The sequence below is a fragment of the Colwellia sp. SU-HH01172 genome, assembly GCF_057553355.1.
Window position 1 is genome coordinate 208113 of sequence record NZ_BAAJMB010000001.1, and the last position, 20324, is coordinate 228436.

The 20324-nt window shown below is 39.9% G+C and carries 14 protein-coding genes and 5 tRNA genes; 12 read left to right on the top strand and 7 right to left on the bottom strand.

What is annotated here, in order from left to right; all coding sequences use genetic code 11:
• Positions 1 to 55: 55 nt before the first annotated feature.
• The gene (locus AC27JP_RS00950) at positions 56 to 1003 is read left to right on the top strand and encodes a ribose-phosphate pyrophosphokinase (RefSeq protein WP_487079910.1); all 948 of its coding nucleotides are present in this window, start codon (positions 56 to 58) and stop codon (positions 1001 to 1003) included.
• Between the two features lie 86 nt (positions 1004 to 1089).
• Here AC27JP_RS00950 and AC27JP_RS00955 read toward each other — a convergent pair whose 3' ends face one another.
• The 5 genes from AC27JP_RS00955 to AC27JP_RS00975 all read right to left on the bottom strand — a co-directional run bounded on the left by AC27JP_RS00955 (position 1090) and on the right by AC27JP_RS00975 (position 10451).
• Complete coding sequence (locus tag AC27JP_RS00955) at positions 1090 to 3813, bottom strand: nitrate reductase (RefSeq protein WP_487111577.1); 2724 nt, start codon at positions 3811 to 3813, stop codon at positions 1090 to 1092.
• A gap of 114 nt (positions 3814 to 3927) precedes the next feature.
• Positions 3928 to 4320 carry a nitrite reductase small subunit NirD gene (gene nirD, locus AC27JP_RS00960; protein WP_487111578.1) on the bottom strand — a complete coding sequence of 131 codons (393 nt, stop codon included), beginning with the start codon at positions 4318 to 4320 and terminating at the stop codon, positions 3928 to 3930.
• Positions 4321 to 4330: 10 nt separating this feature from the next.
• A complete protein-coding gene (gene nirB, locus AC27JP_RS00965) occupies positions 4331 to 6949 on the bottom strand; it encodes a nitrite reductase large subunit NirB (RefSeq protein ID WP_487111579.1) in 2619 nt (872 codons plus the stop codon).
• Between the two features lie 183 nt (positions 6950 to 7132).
• Positions 7133 to 9013 carry a bifunctional protein-serine/threonine kinase/phosphatase gene (locus tag AC27JP_RS00970; protein WP_487111580.1) on the bottom strand — a complete coding sequence of 627 codons (1881 nt, stop codon included), beginning with the start codon at positions 9011 to 9013 and terminating at the stop codon, positions 7133 to 7135.
• Positions 8982 to 10451, bottom strand: coding sequence for a NarK family nitrate/nitrite MFS transporter (locus AC27JP_RS00975; RefSeq protein ID WP_487111581.1), 1470 nt, complete (start codon positions 10449 to 10451; stop codon positions 8982 to 8984). Before AC27JP_RS00975 ends, AC27JP_RS00970 begins: the two co-directional genes overlap by 32 nt.
• Before the next feature lie 430 nt (positions 10452 to 10881).
• Here AC27JP_RS00975 and AC27JP_RS00980 point away from each other — a divergent pair, with 430 nt between their 5' ends.
• From AC27JP_RS00980 to AC27JP_RS01020, 9 genes are all read left to right on the top strand, one after another.
• Positions 10882 to 11511: a 50S ribosomal protein L25/general stress protein Ctc gene (locus tag AC27JP_RS00980; protein WP_487111582.1), complete on the top strand. Its 630-nt coding sequence runs from the start codon at positions 10882 to 10884 to the stop codon at positions 11509 to 11511.
• A gap of 127 nt (positions 11512 to 11638) precedes the next feature.
• Positions 11639 to 12223, top strand: coding sequence for an aminoacyl-tRNA hydrolase (gene pth / locus AC27JP_RS00985; RefSeq protein ID WP_487111583.1), 585 nt, complete (start codon positions 11639 to 11641; stop codon positions 12221 to 12223).
• 32 nt (positions 12224 to 12255) lie between these two features.
• Complete coding sequence (gene ychF / locus AC27JP_RS00990; RefSeq protein ID WP_487111584.1) at positions 12256 to 13347, top strand: redox-regulated ATPase YchF; 1092 nt, start codon at positions 12256 to 12258, stop codon at positions 13345 to 13347.
• Positions 13348 to 13627: 280 nt separating this feature from the next.
• A complete protein-coding gene (locus tag AC27JP_RS00995) occupies positions 13628 to 13981 on the top strand; it encodes a DUF3718 domain-containing protein (protein WP_487111585.1) in 354 nt (117 codons plus the stop codon).
• Between the two features lie 205 nt (positions 13982 to 14186).
• A tRNA-Met gene (locus AC27JP_RS01000) sits at positions 14187 to 14263 on the top strand.
• A 25-nt stretch (positions 14264 to 14288) separates the two neighbouring features.
• A tRNA-Leu gene (locus AC27JP_RS01005) sits at positions 14289 to 14373 on the top strand.
• Between the two features lie 52 nt (positions 14374 to 14425).
• A tRNA-Gln gene (locus AC27JP_RS01010) sits at positions 14426 to 14500 on the top strand.
• A 69-nt stretch (positions 14501 to 14569) separates the two neighbouring features.
• Positions 14570 to 14644 (top strand) — tRNA-Gln (locus AC27JP_RS01015).
• A 54-nt stretch (positions 14645 to 14698) separates the two neighbouring features.
• Positions 14699 to 14783, top strand: a tRNA-Leu gene (locus AC27JP_RS01020).
• A gap of 174 nt (positions 14784 to 14957) precedes the next feature.
• Here AC27JP_RS01020 and AC27JP_RS01025 read toward each other — a convergent pair.
• Together AC27JP_RS01025 and AC27JP_RS01030 are read right to left on the bottom strand one after the other, a co-directional pair.
• The gene (locus tag AC27JP_RS01025) at positions 14958 to 16124 is read right to left on the bottom strand and encodes an FAD-dependent oxidoreductase (protein ID WP_487111586.1); all 1167 of its coding nucleotides are present in this window, start codon (positions 16122 to 16124) and stop codon (positions 14958 to 14960) included.
• Between the two features lie 30 nt (positions 16125 to 16154).
• Positions 16155 to 16808 (bottom strand): 2OG-Fe(II) oxygenase family protein, encoded by a 654-nt coding sequence (locus AC27JP_RS01030; RefSeq protein ID WP_487111587.1) that lies wholly within the window; start codon positions 16806 to 16808, stop codon positions 16155 to 16157.
• A 119-nt stretch (positions 16809 to 16927) separates the two neighbouring features.
• Between AC27JP_RS01030 and AC27JP_RS01035 the strand changes: the two genes are divergently transcribed.
• Together AC27JP_RS01035 and AC27JP_RS01040 are read left to right on the top strand one after the other, a co-directional pair.
• Entirely contained in the window at positions 16928 to 17377 is a 450-nt protein-coding gene (locus tag AC27JP_RS01035) for a hypothetical protein (protein ID WP_487111588.1), read from the top strand.
• Between the two features lie 166 nt (positions 17378 to 17543).
• Positions 17544 to 20204 (top strand): triple tyrosine motif-containing protein, encoded by a 2661-nt coding sequence (locus AC27JP_RS01040; protein WP_487111589.1) that lies wholly within the window; start codon positions 17544 to 17546, stop codon positions 20202 to 20204.
• Positions 20205 to 20324: the final 120 nt, after the last annotated feature.

Sequence of the window (20324 nt, forward strand, 5' to 3'; positions counted from 1 at the left end):
CATCGTTTAATTCAGTATTGTAATGTTAATGTCAAAAGTTTCTGAGGAACTGACAGTGCCTGACATGAAAATTTTTGCGGGTAACGCCACCCCTGAACTGGCCAAACAAATTGCTAATCGCCTATATATCACCTTAGGCGAAGCCAAGGTCGGTAGTTTTAGTGATGGTGAAATTAGTGTTGAAATTACTGAAAACGTGCGCGGCGCGGATGTTTTTATTATTCAATCAACATGTGCGCCTACCAATGATAACTTAATGGAACTAATCGTCATGATCGATGCGCTACGCCGTGCATCTGCTGGACGTATTACTGCTGTTATGCCTTACTTTGGTTACGCTCGTCAAGATCGTCGCGTTCGTAGTGCTCGTGTACCAATTACAGCAAAAGTTGTTGCTGACTTCTTATCAAGTGTTGGTGTTGACCGTGTTCTTACGGTTGATTTACACGCAGAGCAAATTCAAGGTTTCTTTGATGTTCCAGTAGATAACGTGTTCGGTACGCCTATCTTGCTAGAAGACATGTTAGATAGAAACATTGAAAACCCAGTTGTTGTTTCACCTGATATTGGCGGTGTTGTACGTGCACGTGCAGTCGCAAAATTATTAGATGACGCTGACTTAGCCATTATCGACAAACGTCGCCCTAAAGCTAACGTTGCACAAGTTATGCATATTATTGGTGATGTTAAAGGTCGTGATTGTTTCATCGTTGACGACATGATTGATACTGGCGGTACCTTGGCAAAAGCTGCTGAAGCATTAAAAGATCACGGTGCAAAACGTGTATTCGCTTATGCAACTCACCCGGTACTTTCAGGCAACGCTGCTGAAAACCTAAAAAATTCAGTTATTGATGAAGTGGTAGTGACTGACTCAATTCCACTGTCAAAAGAAATTAAAGCGCTAGGCAATGTTCGCCAACTTACCTTAAGTGGTATGTTGTCTGAAGCCATTCGCCGTGTTTGTAACGAAGAGTCTATCTCAGCTATGTTTGATGCTTAATCAAACCTAGTTCATTCATAAACAGCGCAAAAAAAGCACCTTAGGGTGCTTTTTTAATATCAAAAAACCATTGAAAATAATCCGCCTTATACAACTTCTGTTATTTCAGCGGCCATATCAGCACTATGCTGTGTTATTAATTGCGCCAGCTCAGGCTTACACGAACCACAATTAGTGCCACACTTTAACTTATTCCCTAGTGCTTCCACCGTATTAACACCAGCCTTTATTTCGTCAACAATGCTATTCTCAGCGACATTAAAACATGAGCAAACTTGCTTACCAAGACTAAACTCACTACTTGCCTGACCCAACAACAATGCTTGTATATCGCTAAACGCTAATGCTGTTTTGGCAAATAAATGTTGAATCCAAGCATCTTCAACTTCAAGCCATTGAGATGAGACATTGCACACCAATAGTAACTTTTTATCAGCTAATAAAATAATATGGTTCCTAGTATTATCGCCAAAGCTTAACCACTCAATATTGCTTTTGTCACTGAGCTTAAGCTGAATTTCAACCAGCCTTTGGCACCACTGCAATACATCAGCTATTGCCGTTTCATTGGCAAAATTTAACTGTACACCATAGTCATTATTATTTTTCAGCCAAAAACTCATACCTTTCAATGCTGGCTCAAAATTGACTTTGGATAGTAATGACTTACTGATATGACAATCAACAAACTGAGTAAACTGTGTTTTGCTGATGGCAATTGGCACTTGTTTGCTTTCCGGTTGACCAGACAGCTTATCGACAATACTTGGGTATAAACGACTGATATTGGCATCAGAAGCAAACTGTTTGTTCCAATGTATTGGCATAAAACACTCTTTTGCTCGTAAACCATCATCAACTTTAACCGGCACGAGTATAGGTTTAGAGCCAGAACTGGCCGATGTTACTGCAACAACATCGCCCTCAGCTACATTAAGCCGTGCCATATCATGATGATTAATGCACAGAAAAGGCTTAGTGGTATGCTGGGTTAATTCAGCTGACAAGCTGGTCCGGGTCATGCTATGCCAATGATCCCGCAAACGACCACTGTTTAAGTTAAATGGAAACTGTTTAGTGGTGACTAACTTTGGTAACTGAGGTTCAACGGCATACAATTGAGCTTTTTTAGTTGTTGTCGCAAAACCGCCATTTTCAAATACCCGTGAACAACCATCAGGAAACTCTTTATTCACTGGCCACTGTATAGGTTTAAGCTCGTCGTAAGCTTTCTTGGATAAATGAGCTAAGCCAGAAATATCAAATAATCGCTTTGACTGCTGATTTATTCCGGTTAAGCCAGCAAACTCGGTAAATATTTCACTGACATCTTGATAATCAAAACCACTAAAGCCCATGGCAATAGCAACATCAGCAATTACTTGCCAATCATGACGAGCCTCGCCGTAGGCTGTTTGCACAGCTCGTTGTCGAGAGATACGACGTTCTGAATTAGTTACCGTACCATTTTTTTCCAACCAAGGCGTTGCCGGCAACTTAATATCGGCAAAGGCAAGCGTGTCATTCTCAGCAACACAATCAGACACCACAACCAGTGGGCATTTGGCTAGCGCGCGCTCAACTTTATCACGCTCAGGCAAGCTCACCAGCGGGTTCGTTGCCATGATCCACACCGCTTTAATTTCGCCACGCTCAATGGCGTCAAACATAGCTATCGCACTTTTACCGGCAGTTTCCACCATGGTGGGAGATTGCCAATAGCTTTGCACGTAGTCACGGTGTTCTGCTTTTTCAATATCAAGATGAGCGGTTAGTTGATTCGCTAAACCACCAACCTCTCTTCCTCCCATGGCATTAGGTTGCCCGGTGATTGAAAATGGGCCACTGCCCTGCTGGGCTATTTTACCACTGGCTAAATGACAATTAATAATACTTTGGCATTTATCAACACCGCTGCTTGATTGGTTAATGCCCATTGAATACAGTGTAATGGCTGAACTGCTTTGAGAAAACAATCGATACACTTGCACCAGTTGGCTGAGTTTAATATCACAGTATGCCGCCACACGTTCAATCGGCCACCGCTTAGCCACGTCTAATGCGTCATCAATCCCTTCTGTGTGCTGTGCTATATAGTTATCATCAAGTCCGCCATATAACGAAAGATAGCTTAGCAAGCCATTAAAAAATGCCGCATCGGTGCCCGGCTTTATCGCAAGGTGATAATCTGAAGATTCACTAGTTGCTGTCGCCCTTGGGTCAATAACCACTAACTTCATCTTCGGATTAATTTTCCGTGCTCTTTCGATACGTTGAAACAAGACGGGGTGTGTCCATGCCGCATTTGAGCCAGTGATCAACAACAATTCAGTACTTTCCAAATCGCGATAATTACATGGCACCACATCTTCACCAAAGCTACGCTTATAAGCCGCAACTGCTGATGACATGCAAAGCCGTGAATTAGTATCGATATTACCTGAGCCGATATAGCCCTTCATCAGCTTATTGGCGAGGTAATAATCTTCTGTTAATAGTTGCCCGGAAACATAAAATGCCACTGAGTTCTTACCATACTTCTTAATAGTGTCAGCAAAGCCACTAGCAACTTGTTTAATCGCCTCAGGCCAGGACACGGTTTCTCCATTAACTTCAGGCGCATGTAAACGCCCGCTAACATCGAGTGTATTAAGAAGATTAGTACCTTTTACACAAAGGCGACCAAAATTTGCCGGATGATCAACACTGGCTTGCAGTTTTGTCGCCTTATTTCCTTGCTTGGTAATATCGACGCCACAACCTACCCCACAGTAGGCACAAGTACTTTCAATAATTTTATCCTGCGGCACAATTATCCCCTATGGTGCATCGCCCTCAAGCAACGCCTCCTATATCAAAACAATGTTATAAATGACTTATTACTGACATGACTAATAACATCGGTAAAATGCTGTTATAAACGGTTAAACAAGTAATTGAATTTGTTTATCTAAAATACGAACTGGATATTTTTTTACCTGTACGTCTTCCTGTAAACATTGACCGGTTTGTAATGAAAAATGCTGTTTGAACAGCGGCGATGCAACAACAAGATCGTCACCTACACTGCCAACAATACCGCGATAGAGCACATTCGCTTGCCCGATAGGATCATAATTACCTATGGCAAAAACTTGCTGCTCAGTATTAGGTAAGTGAAAAATAGCCACTTGTTCATCCGTAACTGCCGCATCATGGTTTTGCTCAAGCAGCGCACAGACACCGGAGTGTGCAACTAAGTCTTCCAATTGGCAGACAGTTTGCCATTGTTGCTCATCGACTGCGTTTGCTGGTTTTACTGTTGTTTTTAATGACATCTTTATCTCCTTATGCCGGTTCAGCAACGCTTGAGCTTTTCGCGGGTTCAATTTCATTTGAGCTAGCTGTCTTCGGTGCCGGTTGCTTAGTATTTACCGCAATACGCTCATGTTGATAAGCGGGTCGAATTTGTTGACGTTCTTCAACAAACTGAATATGAGCATCGGCTTTCTCGGAATTAACAAAAGGTTTAAAACGCTTTAATGCTTGAGGATCGGCAAGTGTGGTTTTCCACTCGCATTGATAACTATCGACAATACTAAGCATTTGCGCTTCAAGTTCCTTAGCAAGCTGCAAACTGTCATCAATAACCACTTGTTGTAGATAACTGAGGCCTCCCTCTAAGTTGTCCATCCAAACGGAAGTGCGCTGTAATCTATCGCCAGTATTAACATAAAACATCAACACTCTATCAATATACTTGATCAGAGTTTCATCATCTAAATCAGTGGCGAATAAATCCCCGTGACGTGGCTTCATGCCACCATTACCACATACATAAAGGTTCCAACCTTTATCCGTTGCGATAACACCGATATCTTTACTTTGAGCTTCAGCACACTCTCGGGTGCACCCCGAAACGGCAAGCTTAACTTTATGAGGAGCACGCAAGCCTTTGTAACGATTCTCTAAGCGTATTGCCATGCTCACACTGTCTTGAACTCCGTATCGACACCAGCTAGAGCCGACACAAGATTTTACCGTTCGAAGTGACTTTCCGTAGGCGTGACCGGTTTCAAAGCCTGCAGCAATTAATTCTTGCCAAATAGTCGGCAACTGTTCAACGCGGGCACCAAATAAATCGACACGTTGACCACCGGTTATTTTGGTGTACAAGTTATATTTTTTTGCCACTTCACCTAACACAATCAATTTATCTGGGGTAATTTCTCCGCCAGCAATACGAGGCACGACGGAATAGCTGCCATCTTTTTGCATATTGGCGAGGTAGGTGTCATTGGTATCTTGTAGGCCGACATGAGGCTTTTCTAAAATATAATCATTCCAAACAGAGGCAAAAATAGACGCGGCTAATGGCTTACAAACTTCACAGCCCAAGCCTTGACCATGAGACGATAATAACTGCTCAAACTCTCTGATTTTTTCAACTTTAACAATATCAAACAGCTCTCGGCGTGAATAAGCAAAATGCTCACAGATATCCTTTTTCACTTCAACGCCGCGTTGCTCTAACAAGCTGTCAGTAACATTTTTCACTAATGCCGCACAACCGCCACAACCAGAACTAGCTTTGGTACAACTTTTTATCTCTCCCACCGTACACGCGCCGTTATCAATTGCGCTAACAATGTCGCCTTTAGTAACATTATGACAAGAACAAATTGTCGCACTGTCAGGTAAGGCATCAACACCTAAAGCCGGTTGCTCAGCTGCCATAGGTAAAATTAATGATTCTGGCGACTCAGGCAAATCGATGCCATTAAGCATATATTGTAAAAGCGTGTCATATTCACTGGTATCACCAATTAACACCGCGCCAAGTAGCAGGGTTTTCTCAGCATTAACCACTAATTTCTTATAAACACCGCTTGCTTGATTCTCGTAGGTATAGCAAAGTGCCCCAGAGGTTTTTGCATGGGCATCGCCAATAGAGCCAACATCAACGCCCATTAATTTCAACTTGGTACTCATATCTGCACCAGTAAATTCAGTGTTTTGCCCTAAAATATTCTGCGCCGCCACTTTGGCCATGGCATACCCTGGCGCAACCAAGCCAAAGATAAAGTTGTTCCATAAGGCACATTCACCAATGGCATAGATATTTGCCACTGACGTTTGACATTGATTATCAATAACAATGCCGCCACGTTCACCAACATCAATGTCAAAGTTGCGCGCTAATTGATCATAAGGACGAATACCTGCTGAAAACAAAATCACATCAGTTTCTAATTCACTACCGTCACTAAAACACAATTTATAGCGGCAGTTGTCACCAGCGATAATTTCATTGGTTGCTTTTGAGGTATGCACTTCAACGCCAAGTTCATTAATTTTAGCTTTTAGCAACCGTCCCGCGCCGGCATCAATTTGCACCGCCATTAGCTGTGGCGCAAATTCAACCACATGGGTTTTCAAACCTAACTGTTTTAAAGCATTTGCCGCTTCCAAGCCCAATAAACCACCACCAATAACAACACCAACTTTACTGACTACAGCGCTGGCTTTTATTGCTTCTAAATCATCGATAGTTCGATAAACTAAGCAATGCGCTTGTTCTTTACCGGGGATAGGTGGCACAAAGGGATAAGAGCCAGTAGCTAACACTAACTTGTCATAGTGATATTGCTGTCCTTGCTCGGTTTCAACAACACGCTTAGCTTTGTTGATATTGGTGACTTTAGCATTAACAGCAAAGTTAACTTGCCATGCTTGATAAATTTTATCATTGGTCATGGCTAAGTCTTCGGCAGACTTACCTGAAAAATATTCCGAGAGGTGAACCCGATCGTATGCCAATCTCGATTCAGCTGAGAGTACTGTTATCTCTATATTTTTCTCTTTTGCGCCTAACTCAACCAGTTGTTCAACAAAGTGATGACCAACCATGCCATTGCCAATAACAACAACTTTTGTTTTTTCAACTTCCTGATTATCTCTATTCATGCTCTCATCTTCGCTTCACTCAACTTAAACAGAGAGTTTGCAAAGCAAGTGCCAGTTAATTTTTATCCTATAAATCAATGATTAAAAGTTTCCATCAAGACAAAACGCGAACTAGTGCACTAGCTTGATGATGCAATCGCACCAGTGCTGTGCAGCATGTTTTTTTATTAGTGAGTCGAGATTTTAAAAAGCAAGCGCCATAAGTAGCGCGAAAAATAATATAAACGCTATAGCTTGCCAAAATTGTACCGGATAACGCTTTACCAGCGGCAAGTTTTGATATGCTTGTAAAACATCAATATTGGGCTTGTTTAAATCTGCGAAAAATTCAGAATAGGCTTGATAGCGATCTCTAGGATCCGCTTGCAATGACTTTTTCAAAGCTAAGTCTAACCATAACGGTAAATCACGGCGATATTCTCTAATGCTACGATATTGCCATAATGGATAGTCTTTTACCTTGCTATGACTAGATGCCATAGGCTTATATGGTAGTGCACCCGATAGTAACTCATAGCAGATAACGCCGAGTGAAAATAAATCACTTTGGTGATCAGCATGCATAGTCAACAATGTTTCGGGTGCAATGTAATTTAGTGTTCCCAGCGGTACCGTTTCGGGCAGTGAATTTATGCTTTCATCTTGCGCGGCTATCAGCACAGTACCGTAATCAATAAGGGTAATTTTCCCTGACGAGTTAATCATGATGTTGTCAGGCTTTAAATCTCTATGCACTAAATCTAAGCGTTGAAAGGCACGCAGCGCACTGATGATTTGGCTAACAATATCACGTACTTGTGCAATGCTTGGACTTGGGTTGTCATGCATCCATTCACTTAATGGCTGGCCATCTATAAACTGGCAGACATGATATAAAGATTTTCGATTGCTTTGGGCAGCAATAACACGCATAACATTGCCATGCTTAATGCGCTCTCCTACCCACCCCTCTCTTAGAAAGCCCTGAATATAAATAGCATCATCAATAAAGTTCACCGATGGCACTTTTAATACTAACGGCTGCTCGTGTTCGGCATGTTCAACTAAATATAAATGTGAACGCACACTAGCATGTAATATTTTTTTTACGTGATAGCCATCAAGCTTTTGGCCTACCTGCAATGCAGGCGGAATAACCTGAGATAGCAGCTCTTGCTGAATTTCTGCCAAATTTCGCTTAGGCACACTACGAATATAAACTAGTACGCAGCTGACATTGTCTTGGCTTCCCGCCGCAATAGCTTGTTCGGTAATTTCTGAGCTCGCTTGTTCAAGCATAGCTTTATTGGGTTTAACTGGAAGTGACGCTAAGACTTTTATCAGCTGTGCTTTCGACAAATGCTGATGCACACCATCACTGGTCAGGATAAAAATATCGCCAGCATTAATGGCCAACAGATATTGGTCAACTTTTAAATGACTATCGGCACCTAAAGCTCTGGTCAGTATACTGCCGCCTAGTCCATGCTTTTGGCTGTGATCGCGAGTAACTATACTATATTCATCACCTTTACTCGCGCTAAATTCTTGGCGACTATATTTTGCGACACGGGTGTCGCCAACATGAAAAATATAGGCTCGACATGACTTAATAATTAAGGCAGTAAATGTGCTTAACCATTGCTGAGTATTTTTTTCATCTTCAAAGTCATTCTCATTAGTTTTGCTGCCCTGAGTGAATAACCACTGGTTTAAACTTTTTAAGACCTTAGCAGCAGACTTTTCAGTCGACCAAGATGCAGCAGTTGCATAGTACTCCTGAATAAATTGTGTCACAGAAAGTTGTGCGGCTTGTGCCGCATGACTGGCACTTGAAACGCCATCGGCAATGGCGATAGCAATACCTTTTACTTCTCGCTCAATCGGATCCGGTTGCAATGCAGCAAAGGCATCTTGGTTTTTAGGTTTATGACCACTTTTAGATGTGCCACCAATGACAGCCTCCAACACAGCGGCCTCATCGCCTTGCGCTACACTTTCTTCGCTAGTTGTATTTTTTTGTGACTTATCTGCTTTGGTATTAATCATGGCTTTAGCCGACATTAATGAGTTCAACCGTGCCATCTTCATGCACTTCAGCGATACTGCCTTTAGGCTCTTCCATAAAGAGTAGCGCAACAAATCCGAGTACAGCGGTTGCCGCAATAACCAAAAAGAATTGGCTGTAAGGAACAAAGGTTAACACGGTTAGGTAAACTACCGCCCCTACATTACCGTAAGCACCAGTCATGCCGGCAATTTGGCCGGTTAAACTGCGTTTAATTAATGGCACAGCAGCAAACACCGCCCCTTCTCCGGCCTGAACAAAGAACGAGCATAACATTGCCGCTATCACCGCTAAAGCTAATGGCCAAGATGCAGAAATCATCGACATAGCAAAGTAGCCTAGTGCCAAGCCCGCAGTTAAAATTAGTAAGGTTTTCTTACGACCATATTTATCGCTTAACCAACCTCCTCCAGGGCGTGACATTAAGTTCATAAAGGCATATGTTGAAGCCAACATAGCAGCAAATACCATGTCTAAAGCAAAGGTTTCGGCGAAAAATAGCGGCAACATAGAAACGACAGCAAGCTCAGAGCCAAATGTGGCAAAATATAAAACATTCAACACCGCAACTTGCTTAAATTTATATTGTTGTGCTGTCGGTATTGTCGATTGAAAAACCTTAGCATTCACTTTATAAGTTTGTATTAACTCAGCCACAAAAAGCACAAACAACGCCAAATAAACCAAAATTGCACTTTGCTCTGAAAGTAAACTCACACCGGTAGGTGATAATTTCCAAGTCAGTAATGCTAATGCACCATACATAGGTATTTTCATTAAGACCAACAGAAAAAAATCATTTCGGCTAGTCACCAACATAGCGCCACTATTTCTTGGTTTGAAGTAGGTTGAACCCTGTGGGGTATCTTTAACATTGAGATACCAAATAACACTAAAGATTAAACTCATCATGCCAGTTAATGCTACGGCGTAACGCCAACCATTTTCACCACCGAAAAGTAGCGCTAAACTAGGAAGTAACATAGCGGCCGCTGCCGAGCCAAAATTGCCCCAACCGCCATAAATTCCCTCAGCAGTGCCAAGTTCATTGGCCGGAAACCACTCGCTGACCATACGTATACCAATGACAAAACCAGCACCAATAAAACCAAGTAAGAACCGTGATAAAGCGGCTTGTTCAAAATCAGATGCAACGGCAAACATAAAACAAGGAATACTACAAAGTGCAAGCAATAAGGCATAAACAAGCCGAGGACCATATTTGTCGGTTAACATGCCAATGATGACGCGTGCCGGAATGGTCAGTGCAACATTTAATAACAGCAAGGTTTTAATTTCGGACGCTGATAAGTTCAGGCTATCGGCAATAACAGAAAGTAATGGCGCATGGTTAAACCATACTGCGAAGGTAATAAAGAACGCCATCCAACTTAAATGCAACACTTTCATTTTACCGACAAATGAAAAAATTTTAATCCCAGCTTGCTCTACCATGCAGTTTATCCTTAAAAAATTTAATAAATCTGTACATCACTCAGCAAACTTAATACCAGCATCAGAAAATAAAACCTTATACATTAAAAATCATAAACTTAAAGAAAACAACAAAGCTAAATCGTAAAGATGAAATAACAATTGTGTCACCTTAATAGTGCTCGTTGCACATTTGAAGTGCAGTACCAAGCTAGCAAACATTGCGCAAAGTCTAAATACCTAGGTTGAGCAAATAGGTAAAAGCTATAATTTGCAGTAAATTTATCGATAATGATTGGATCTCGTCTTGTCGGAGTGTTATTATGCGGCGCCTTTTTTAACTAAAGATAAATTTACTTAATATTTTTATCATTTTTTAAATTACGGAAACAGGTTGTTTTTGGTCGCAAAAAACAACAACTTTTAATTATTTATATAATGGATATTAACCATGACTGATTTATTTACGTTGGATGCAGAAGTACGTACAGATTTAGGGAAAGGTGCGAGCCGCCGCCTACGTCACGCGAACAAAATCCCGGCGATTTTATACGGTGAAGGCCAAGAGCCAGTTTCTTTAACACTTGAGCACAAAACGGTTTACCGTGCACAACAAGAAGAAGCTTTTTACTCTCACGTTTTAACATTAAATGTTGACGGCAAGCCTGTTGAGTGTCTTTTAAAAGACATGCAACGTCACCCGTACAAGCAACTTGTAATGCACTTAGATTTCTTACGTGTTGACGCTACACACGTTGTTCACGTTAACGCTCCAGTTCACTTCATTAACGAAGAAGCTGCAGAGAAAAAAGGTGGCAAAATTGCTCACCACGTGAATGAAATTGCAGTAACTTGTTTACCTGCTGACATTCCTGAGTTCATCGAAGTTGATGTTGCTAACTTAGAAGTTGGTCAAACATTGCATTTATCAGACGTTGCGTTACCGAAAGGCGTTACATCTGACGAACTTGCAAAAGGCGAAAGCCATGACCAAGCCGTTGCTTCATTGAATGCACCTAAAGGTTCAAGTGATGATGATAGCGAAGAAGAAGCAGCACCAGAAGAAGCTTCAGCTGAGTAATTTTTAACTTACTCTTGATGAACAAGCTTAAAGGGAAATGTTTTTAACATGCCCTTTAAGCTTTTTAGTTTTAAATGCACTTGAATTTATCAACCTTAAAGTTTGAATAACGAGAGTAATCAATTAGATGACGATTCAATTGGTAGTCGGCTTAGGAAATCCCGGTTCTGAATACAGTAGAACCCGTCATAATGCCGGTGATTGGTTCGTTCAAGAACTAGCATCCCGTTACAACATTTCATTAAAGCCAGAAAAAAAATATTCCGGCCTCTACGGTAAAGGGTTAATTGCGGGGCAAGTTGTCCACCTATTAATACCGACAACTTTTATGAACCGAAGTGGACAAGCAGTAGCACCTTTAGCTAACTTTTTCCGTATTCCTGTTGAGAATATCCTTGTTGCACACGATGAACTTGATATGTTGCCTGGCGTTTGTAAAATCAAGCAAGGTGGTGGTCACGGTGGACACAATGGCTTACGTGATATTATTTCACGTATGGCAAATAATAAAGAATTTTATCGGTTACGCATAGGTATTGATCATCCAGGTCATCGCGATCGCGTCACTGGGCATGTGCTTGGTAAAGCACCTGCCAACGAACAAAACTTAATTGACCAAGCAATAGACGAAGCTGTGCGCTGTTTTGAAATTTGGCAAAAAGACGATATTAAAAAAGCTCAAAATCGTCTACATTCTTTTAAAGCGCAATAACGTATATTGCGACAACATTATAGGTAATCATCATGGGATTTAAATGTGGTATTGTTGGCTTGCCCAACGTCGGGAAATCAACACTTTTCAATGCATTAACTAAAGCAGGTATTGAAGCTGCTAACTTTCCATTTTGTACAATTGAACCTAATACCGGCGTAGTGCCAGTACCAGATCCTCGCTTAGATAAGCTAGCAAAAATTGTTAACCCTGAACGTGTACTACCAACAACTATGGAGTTTGTTGATATTGCAGGCCTGGTAGCGGGTGCGTCAAAAGGTGAAGGCTTAGGTAATAAATTCTTAGCAAACATTCGTGAAACCGACGCCATTGGCCATGTGGTACGCTGTTTTGAGAATGACAATATTATTCATGTTGCCAATAAAATTGACCCTGCTGAAGATATCGATGTTATCAATACTGAATTAGCTTTAGCTGACATGGACACAGCAGAGCGCGCTATTCAACGCCAAGCGAAAAGAGCAAAAGGCGGTGACAAAGATGCTAAGTTTGAAATCCCGGTATTAGAAAAAATATTAAAACACGTTGAAGACGGTGAAATGATTCGCTCTTTAGAATTAACTAAAGAAGAAAAAGCAGCCGTTGCTTACCTTAACTTTTTAACGATTAAGCCAACCATGTACATTGCCAATGTCAACGACGACGGCTTTGAAAACAACCCTTATTTAGATGTAGTACGCGCTATTGCAGAAAAAGAAAACGCGGTTGTTGTCGCTGTTTGTGCCGAAATTGAAGGCGAATTATCTGAAATGGATGATGAAGACCGTGAAGAGTTTATGGCGGAAATGGGCTTAGAAGAACCAGGCTTGAATCGTGTGATTAATTCTGGCTACGGTTTATTGCATTTACAAACTTACTTCACCGCGGGTGTAAAGGAAGTGCGTGCATGGACTGTTAAGCAAAACGCTACCGCACCACAAGCCGCTGGCGTAATTCATACCGATTTTGAAAAAGGCTTTATTCGCGCAGAGGTTGTCGCTTATGACGATTTCATCACATTTAATGGTGAGTCAGGTGCTAAAGAAGCCGGTAAGTGGCGTTTAGAAGGCAAAGACTACTTAGTGAAAGATGGTGATGTCGTTCACTTTAGGTTTAATGTTTAATTGATTATAGCGACAAATAAAAAAGAGAGCTAAGGCTCTCTTTTTTATTTGCTGGTTTTTATTGTCTACAGATATAACTTTCTTAAATAAATATTTTTAATAGCAGAAGGTCGAACCAGCGAACTAAACTCTAAATAAAACTATTTTCTCTTAGGGGACTAGATTAAGATGAACAAGTAAGTTTACTTGGAAAATATTTAATGTTTGCCAACAAAACTGGCAAAGTCCATTTTTCTGATTAAACTTGCTATTACAACAATATCAATATTCTAGGAATACTATGAAAACTTCTCTTATTACCTCTCTCGTTCTCGCTACAGCTCTATCATATGCACCACAAAGCTTAGCTTACGAAGACAGCATGTCTTTACGCATATGTGAATATGTTTCCATTAATGATAAAAAACGTTTACGTAAATATTTAAAATCAAGCAAACTTAAAATACGCTCAATTTTCGACAATATTCAATGTAATGGTCAAAATCTTTTGGTTTTTGCTGCCGCATCTAATGCTCTAGATGTTGGAGAATATGTAATTGGCAAATTACCAGTAAAAATCGTCACTGAAAACTTAGCTGCGGTTACTGAAAGTTCTGCCCATTTGGCAAAAGTAGCCAAGCAACGTATTAAGTAACTTTAGAGTTATTTTGATAAAGCTCATTGGGTAACTTATCTAATGAGCTATTTAACCACTCTCTACCATTTTGTGCAGATATCCAACGATTTGCACAGTGATTAGCCAAACAATCAAAAAGTCTCATTTTTTTGATAAAAAACGGTTGACGTAGCTCAATGAGATTTGCATAATACGCGCCACTTGCTGAGAGGCAAGATGGAAAGGCTACATAGCTCAGCTGGTTAGAGCACATCACTCATAATGATGGGGTCCCAGGTTCAAATCCCGGTGTAGCCACCACTTCTCTCAAAGTAAGAATTGAAATGCGGGGTTGGCGGAATTGGTAGACGCGCTGGATTTAGGTTCCAGTATCGCAAGATGTGAGAGTTCAAGTCTCTCACCCCGTACCATTTCAATGTAACTTATCATGCAAATGAATAGTTACGAAAGTAAGTACATTGCTGGGGTATAGCCAAGCGGTAAGGCAGCGGGTTTTGATCCCGTCATTCTGAGGTTCAAATCCTCATACCCCAGCCACTTTCTTTTATTCTCAGTATTATTCGAAAGTTCATCAATGTTACTCACTTTAATCTAAAAGTATCCAGTTGGGGTATAGCCAAGCGGTAAGGCAGCGGGTTTTGATCCCGTCATTCTGAGGTTCAAATCCTCATACCCCAGCCACTTTCTTTTGATTGATTTCACTCTCAAATTATATTGAGAAGACTACCTTAAAATGCGGGAGTGGCGGAATTGGTAGACGCGCTGGATTTAGGTTCCAGTATCGCAAGATGTGAGAGTTCAAGTCTCTCCTCCCGTACCATTTCAAATCCTTTTTTATTTCTAAATTTATATTCACTAGTTCTCTATAAAACTAACGATTAGATTATTTAGTCTCATTGCGCGTTATCAAGCAACACAAACCCTTTATCCATACCGCTCTTACTTGTCGATAATAGCCAACAACGGGCGTTAAATGATTTTTTTGGGGCAGTAATCAAATACCGCAAGCATAGGCTAGTGCTTTATTTTTTATACTGGGTATTTTGTTGACAACAGATAGAGCAGCGTTACGCGCCAATTTTGCAATGGGTGAAACATGCCCAAACGACAAATACAATGCATCCATGGTCGTCATCATTAGTAAGTTATCTTTTCGACGTTTTTTCTCGTATCTAGCAAGCACCGACGAGCTATACCATGACTCGCCGTTGCCGATCGCTTCAGCAAGTACACTTTGTAGTGCTTTCACGTCTTTAAAGCCCAAGTTAACCCCCTGCCCGGCCATTGGATTAATGGTATGGGCAGCATCTCCCAGTAATATAGTGCGCCCTTTAATGTATTGATTTGCATGTCGACGAGTCAACGAAAAAGCGGCTTTTGCCACCACTTCAACTTTGCCCAATTTCGTGGGAAAGTGCTGCTGAATTTCTCCCTGTAAATTCCTATTGGATAAAGAGCATAAGCGATTAATTTCATCTTTTTCATGATACCACACCAGCGATGCGCTATTACCAGGCATAGGTAACATAGCAAGAGGACCGGTCTGAAAATACTGCTGCCATGTTATATCTTGCTGGGGTTTTTCAGTTTTGACATTGATCAACATCGCTGATTGGGCATAATCCCATCCCGTTGTACCAATATTCATTAACTTTCTCACTTGCGAATTGGCACCATCAGCCGCAATAACAAGCTTAGCCTCTATCACCTGCGAAGATAATGTCAGCTTTGCATGTGTTGTAAATTGTTCAAGACTAACTAATGATTCAGGGCAAAATAATTTGATATTAAGGTGTTGTTGAATTCCCTGCCAAAGAGCAAGTTGAATTAACCTATTTTCGATAATATGCCCTAGATGGGATTGCACAATATTTTTTGCATTAAACTCAGTATAGGATTGTTCACATTCCCAAACAGCTAAACGTTTATACGGGCACATTCGCCATTGCTGTAGCTGCTGCCAAGCCCCTAATTGCCTTAATAATTGCTCAGAGGCCAAAGAAATTGCAGAAACCCTTAAGTCATAAGTTTGCTCAGGCTCGTATGGCAATGGCTCGCTGCGCTCTATGACGGCAACTTTTAAACCTAATTCAGCCAATGATAAGGCACTGGCCGCTCCGACCATTCCTCCACCAACAATAACACAATCAAATTGCTTCATATCAAGACTAATACTTTGACGAACATCGCTTTATTCTACCCAACCTGAGACGGTAATTCGATGTTTATGTGCAGGGTTTTGCAAAACCTTAACACTGTGCGGCATTGGGTGTGACAACTTTAAAATAGCTAAGCTATTAAACTTAGGCTCTAACAATTTTTTGAAAAATTTTATTTTCCTTGGATATAATTCCAATTGACCACCAAATTTTTTCTGCCAACCTTGTGATAATTGGTAAATAAAGGCGTATTTTCCTGCACTGCCGTCGGTGTGATAGCTAATAAATTGACCTTTTTTAAATGCTGCAAAAAATGAATCTTGTAACCGTCCTTCTATCAATCCATGTGCCTTTAATTGGCTCACCACCTTATTGCCAATATTTTGATGTAGCACTGACTGGCCATGCTGTTTCGCATGTTTATTACTTGAACGATAAAAGGAAAATGAAAACTGTCGGCGCTTGCAAGCCCTTAGTGCTTGTGCGTGTCTAGATTTATCAATCGTATTTGTTGAAATTCTATCCTTTATATTACTCAATGGACCATATGGCGATGTTAACAAATTCCACTTTTTGAAATGATTGTTCTTAATAATTGCATTCTTTAATTGTACGGCTTGACTATCAGGCAAAAAATTATCAATTTGCACAAAGCCATTTTTTTCTAAATTTTCAACCCATTGCATTGAGGCACCACCTAATAAATAATGTCATTAGCACTACCATTAACATTTATCTTCGCTATAATCAAAAAGCTGCAAAAAAAATAATTAAACAAAAAGACAATTAATAAAAGGAAATCATTATGTCAGCATTAAGAAAAGAAAAACGCATTGCTAAAGATATTAATTTAGTTTATGACCTGTCTGAAAAACCTAACTTAAGTCAGCTTAAAGCCCATGAAGATCGAGCAGTTGTAGCAAAGTTAAAAGCAGATTTAGTATTACCTAACGATAAGATTTTAACCGTAGATATAGATTTTGACAGCACAAGTGGCTACCATGATAACGCCATCATGGTGATGGACGATTTTGGTGTCGATATGCTCGCCACTGCTTTTGAAGTAAAATATGGAAAAGAACATGCAGATAAAGTGCGTGAAGCATGGGCAAATAAGCAGAGAGAGAGCTCTCCTAGAAAGCCAACCTACCTCTTGGTACAAAAGCCCGAGCTTAATGACCAGGTTCCAAATGTTTATGCAGCATGTGGTGAAGAGCGTCATCCACCTAAAGAAGCACCAGCAAGCATTACTTAAGCCATATAGTATTTTTTCTATTATAAACACAGCTAAGAGATTTACAGTTTTTTCATTTCTTACCTTATCTTTTAGCTGTTTTGCCGGTCAAACTGCCGCGCAAGGCATAGACAATCAATTCATTAATAGCAGCGCAATAGTTCAAGATAATAAAGGATTTATTTGGTTGGCAACACCAAATGGCTTAATCAGACACGACAGTGAAAATAATATAACGATTAATAGCAATAATAAAAACTGGCCGCTGGTGTTTAATTGGATTAACGATATTCATTTAGTCAACAATGACAAATTACTATTAGCAACAGAAACCCACCAATTGTGGTTATTTGATACCACCAATGGTAATGCAAAGCGTTTAGCTATAAATATCCATCGTAATAGCATATATAACGTTATAGAACATAATGGCCAATATTATCTAAACGCCCCAAACACCTTATACAAGATTGACCCAAAATCACAAAAAACCCAGGTATTAGCTAATGATATCTATATTAAGCACATGCAAAGCACAGATAAAAATGTGTATATTTCAACACCAGAAGGTGTATTCAAAATAGTCAATGACAGTTTAGTTGAGTTAGAAGTAGGAAAAATCACCGCTATGTCAGCGTCCAATTCAACATTAATTATTGCAAAAGATAAGCAACTAATTACGCTCTCAGATGCCGGTGAACGGCATAGCATAACGGTCAATACTCCTATTACTTCATTAACATCTTCATATAATATGCTTAGTGCTTTTTCTGTTGATAAAATAGGAAATATTAATCAATACCAATTAAGCGACTTAAACCAACTTTCACATAATTATCCCAATATTGAACCTGTTTTCGTTGAAAAATTATTTCACGACAGCACAGGAGTTCTATGGGTATTATCTAATCACGGCGTTAAACAAGTCATTCCATCTACTACGAAGAGCATACCTAAAATATTTGACGTCGCGATTAATGCTATTGCGTTGACAGCCCATGAAGGTCAATTGATTCTTGGCAGTTACGGTGGTGGATTAGGTGTACTACCTCAAGATAATGGTTTATTACTCGATGATATTAATAAACGATTTAGTGCTGATGGTAAAATAATTACTGACTTATACTCCGACGGGAAAATTATCTACATAGCTACATTTGATGGATTATGGCACTACAATACCGATACTAATAAATTATTTCGAGTTGAATTTCCGGATAACAATAAATTACTACTCAATATGAAATATAAAGATGGTGCGTTATATTTGGCAACTAATGCCAGTGGTGTAATAAAATACAACATATTAAACAGAAAAGTCGAATACCATATTAAAGGAGAAAGGCTGAGTTCAAGTGAGACAATTGATGTACTACCCCTGCCTAATAATAAGTTATGGATAGCAACCCCTGCTGGCATTAACATTGTCAACACAGAAACGAACTCAATAACAGATATAAATAATTTTGGTGAAAATAAAGTCATCTCTTTGCTTGAGTATAAAAACAAAGTCTTTGTTACAACCAGAGGTGATGGCTTCTTTGTATTCAACTTTCAGGGCGAACTCCTATCACACTTTGCAAAAAATATAAGCTTTGGCTACATGAGTTTTATTAAAGGTGAGATTTGGATATCTGGTCGGCCAGGTTTATATCGACTTAATCCTGATACATATCAATTAAAAATGGTTGCCAATACAGAACAATATACTTTTACAAAAAAGCCGGTACTACTTAATGGCAAAGTATATGTCGGCCATTATGGTGGTGTAGTAGAGGTTCCACTATCCATCGAAAACACGTTAGATGCCAAAATATATATCAGTAAAACAATCGCCTCAGGAAAAGCTCGGCTACTAAGTGATACCATAGAAATAGACTCCCCTAACGATGTCGTGACATTAGAACTCGCCAGCCTAGACTTTAGACCTGGGCAAGAAAAGCAATTTAAATATCAGATTAATGATGGCCAATGGCATGATATTAACGGTAACCAGTTAACCTTGACCGGTTTATCTCCAGGTGATTATCATATCGAGATTATGGGCACGAACAGTTTAGGACAGTGGAGCAGCTTTAAAGCCTATGCGGATATTAGTGTTGCCTATCCTTGGTATTGGCATCCCAACATTAGAATAATCTACACCGTATTAATAATAGTCATCGTCTTGTTAACGCTTTGGCTTTTATACCTGCGCAGTCGATCGATTAGTCATATTCATCAGCTGTTAGATGAAGAAATTAAAACTCACGGTAAGTCTACCTCCATAATTCGCCGAAAATTGGGAAAGGTACAAAATTTAATGACTCACCAAGCTAACGTTCAACAGCTTGATGGGAAAGAACAAACCAATACTAACAATGAACATGAAGCTCTTGCTCTGATAAGTGAATGCCTTACAGAACTTAAAACTCAGCACAACAATTCTGAGCCTAGTTGTTTATCAGGTAGTTCATTAACGGTAGCGCTACCATATTTAGCTGATTACTTTCATCAGCAATACCATGTACTTGTTTCTGTGCAACTTGATATCGCCTGTGAGAAAATTGATTACACTATTCAAACGGCTATTTACCGTATCATATACGAAGCGATATTGGCGGCAATTAACAACGGCAATGGTGGTAAATTTGCAATTCACGTTAATGAATCGAATGAAAAAATTTGGTTAAAAATTACCGATAATGAGCAAAGCTTCGCTCAGTTTAATAGTAAAATTAATTTTGACATGGCGATGTACTATATTCGCCAGATAGCCAATAAATTTAATGCTACATTTCACACTTATGATAACCAAGAACACGGCAGTGAAATAATCATTTCTATCCCTTTAATGAAAATATCCTAACCTCCCAACGCGTATTTTCTCATCACTATTTTCTAAGCTAGCATCAAAGGCAAAGAAAGAGTAAAATACGCCTCCTTAAATTCTCTAGCAAAAACTAGAATCAATTTCATAGAAAAGATT

Coding starts and splice junctions, on each gene's coding strand:
- nirD (WP_487111578.1), bottom strand. CDS start 4,320: ATGTCATTAAAAACAACAGTAAAACCAGCAAACGCAGTCGATGAGCAA.
- AC27JP_RS01025 (WP_487111586.1), bottom strand. CDS start 16,124: ATGAAGCAATTTGATTGTGTTATTGTTGGTGGAGGAATGGTCGGAGCG.
- AC27JP_RS00995 (WP_487111585.1), top strand. CDS start 13,628: ATGAAAACTTCTCTTATTACCTCTCTCGTTCTCGCTACAGCTCTATCA.
- ychF (WP_487111584.1), top strand. CDS start 12,256: ATGGGATTTAAATGTGGTATTGTTGGCTTGCCCAACGTCGGGAAATCA.
- nirB (WP_487111579.1), bottom strand. CDS start 6,949: ATGAATAGAGATAATCAGGAAGTTGAAAAAACAAAAGTTGTTGTTATT.
- AC27JP_RS01035 (WP_487111588.1), top strand. CDS start 16,928: ATGTCAGCATTAAGAAAAGAAAAACGCATTGCTAAAGATATTAATTTA.
- AC27JP_RS00975 (WP_487111581.1), bottom strand. CDS start 10,451: ATGGTAGAGCAAGCTGGGATTAAAATTTTTTCATTTGTCGGTAAAATG.
- AC27JP_RS00980 (WP_487111582.1), top strand. CDS start 10,882: ATGACTGATTTATTTACGTTGGATGCAGAAGTACGTACAGATTTAGGG.
- AC27JP_RS01030 (WP_487111587.1), bottom strand. CDS start 16,808: ATGCAATGGGTTGAAAATTTAGAAAAAAATGGCTTTGTGCAAATTGAT.
- pth (WP_487111583.1), top strand. CDS start 11,639: ATGACGATTCAATTGGTAGTCGGCTTAGGAAATCCCGGTTCTGAATAC.
- AC27JP_RS00970 (WP_487111580.1), bottom strand. CDS start 9,013: ATGGCACGGTTGAACTCATTAATGTCGGCTAAAGCCATGATTAATACC.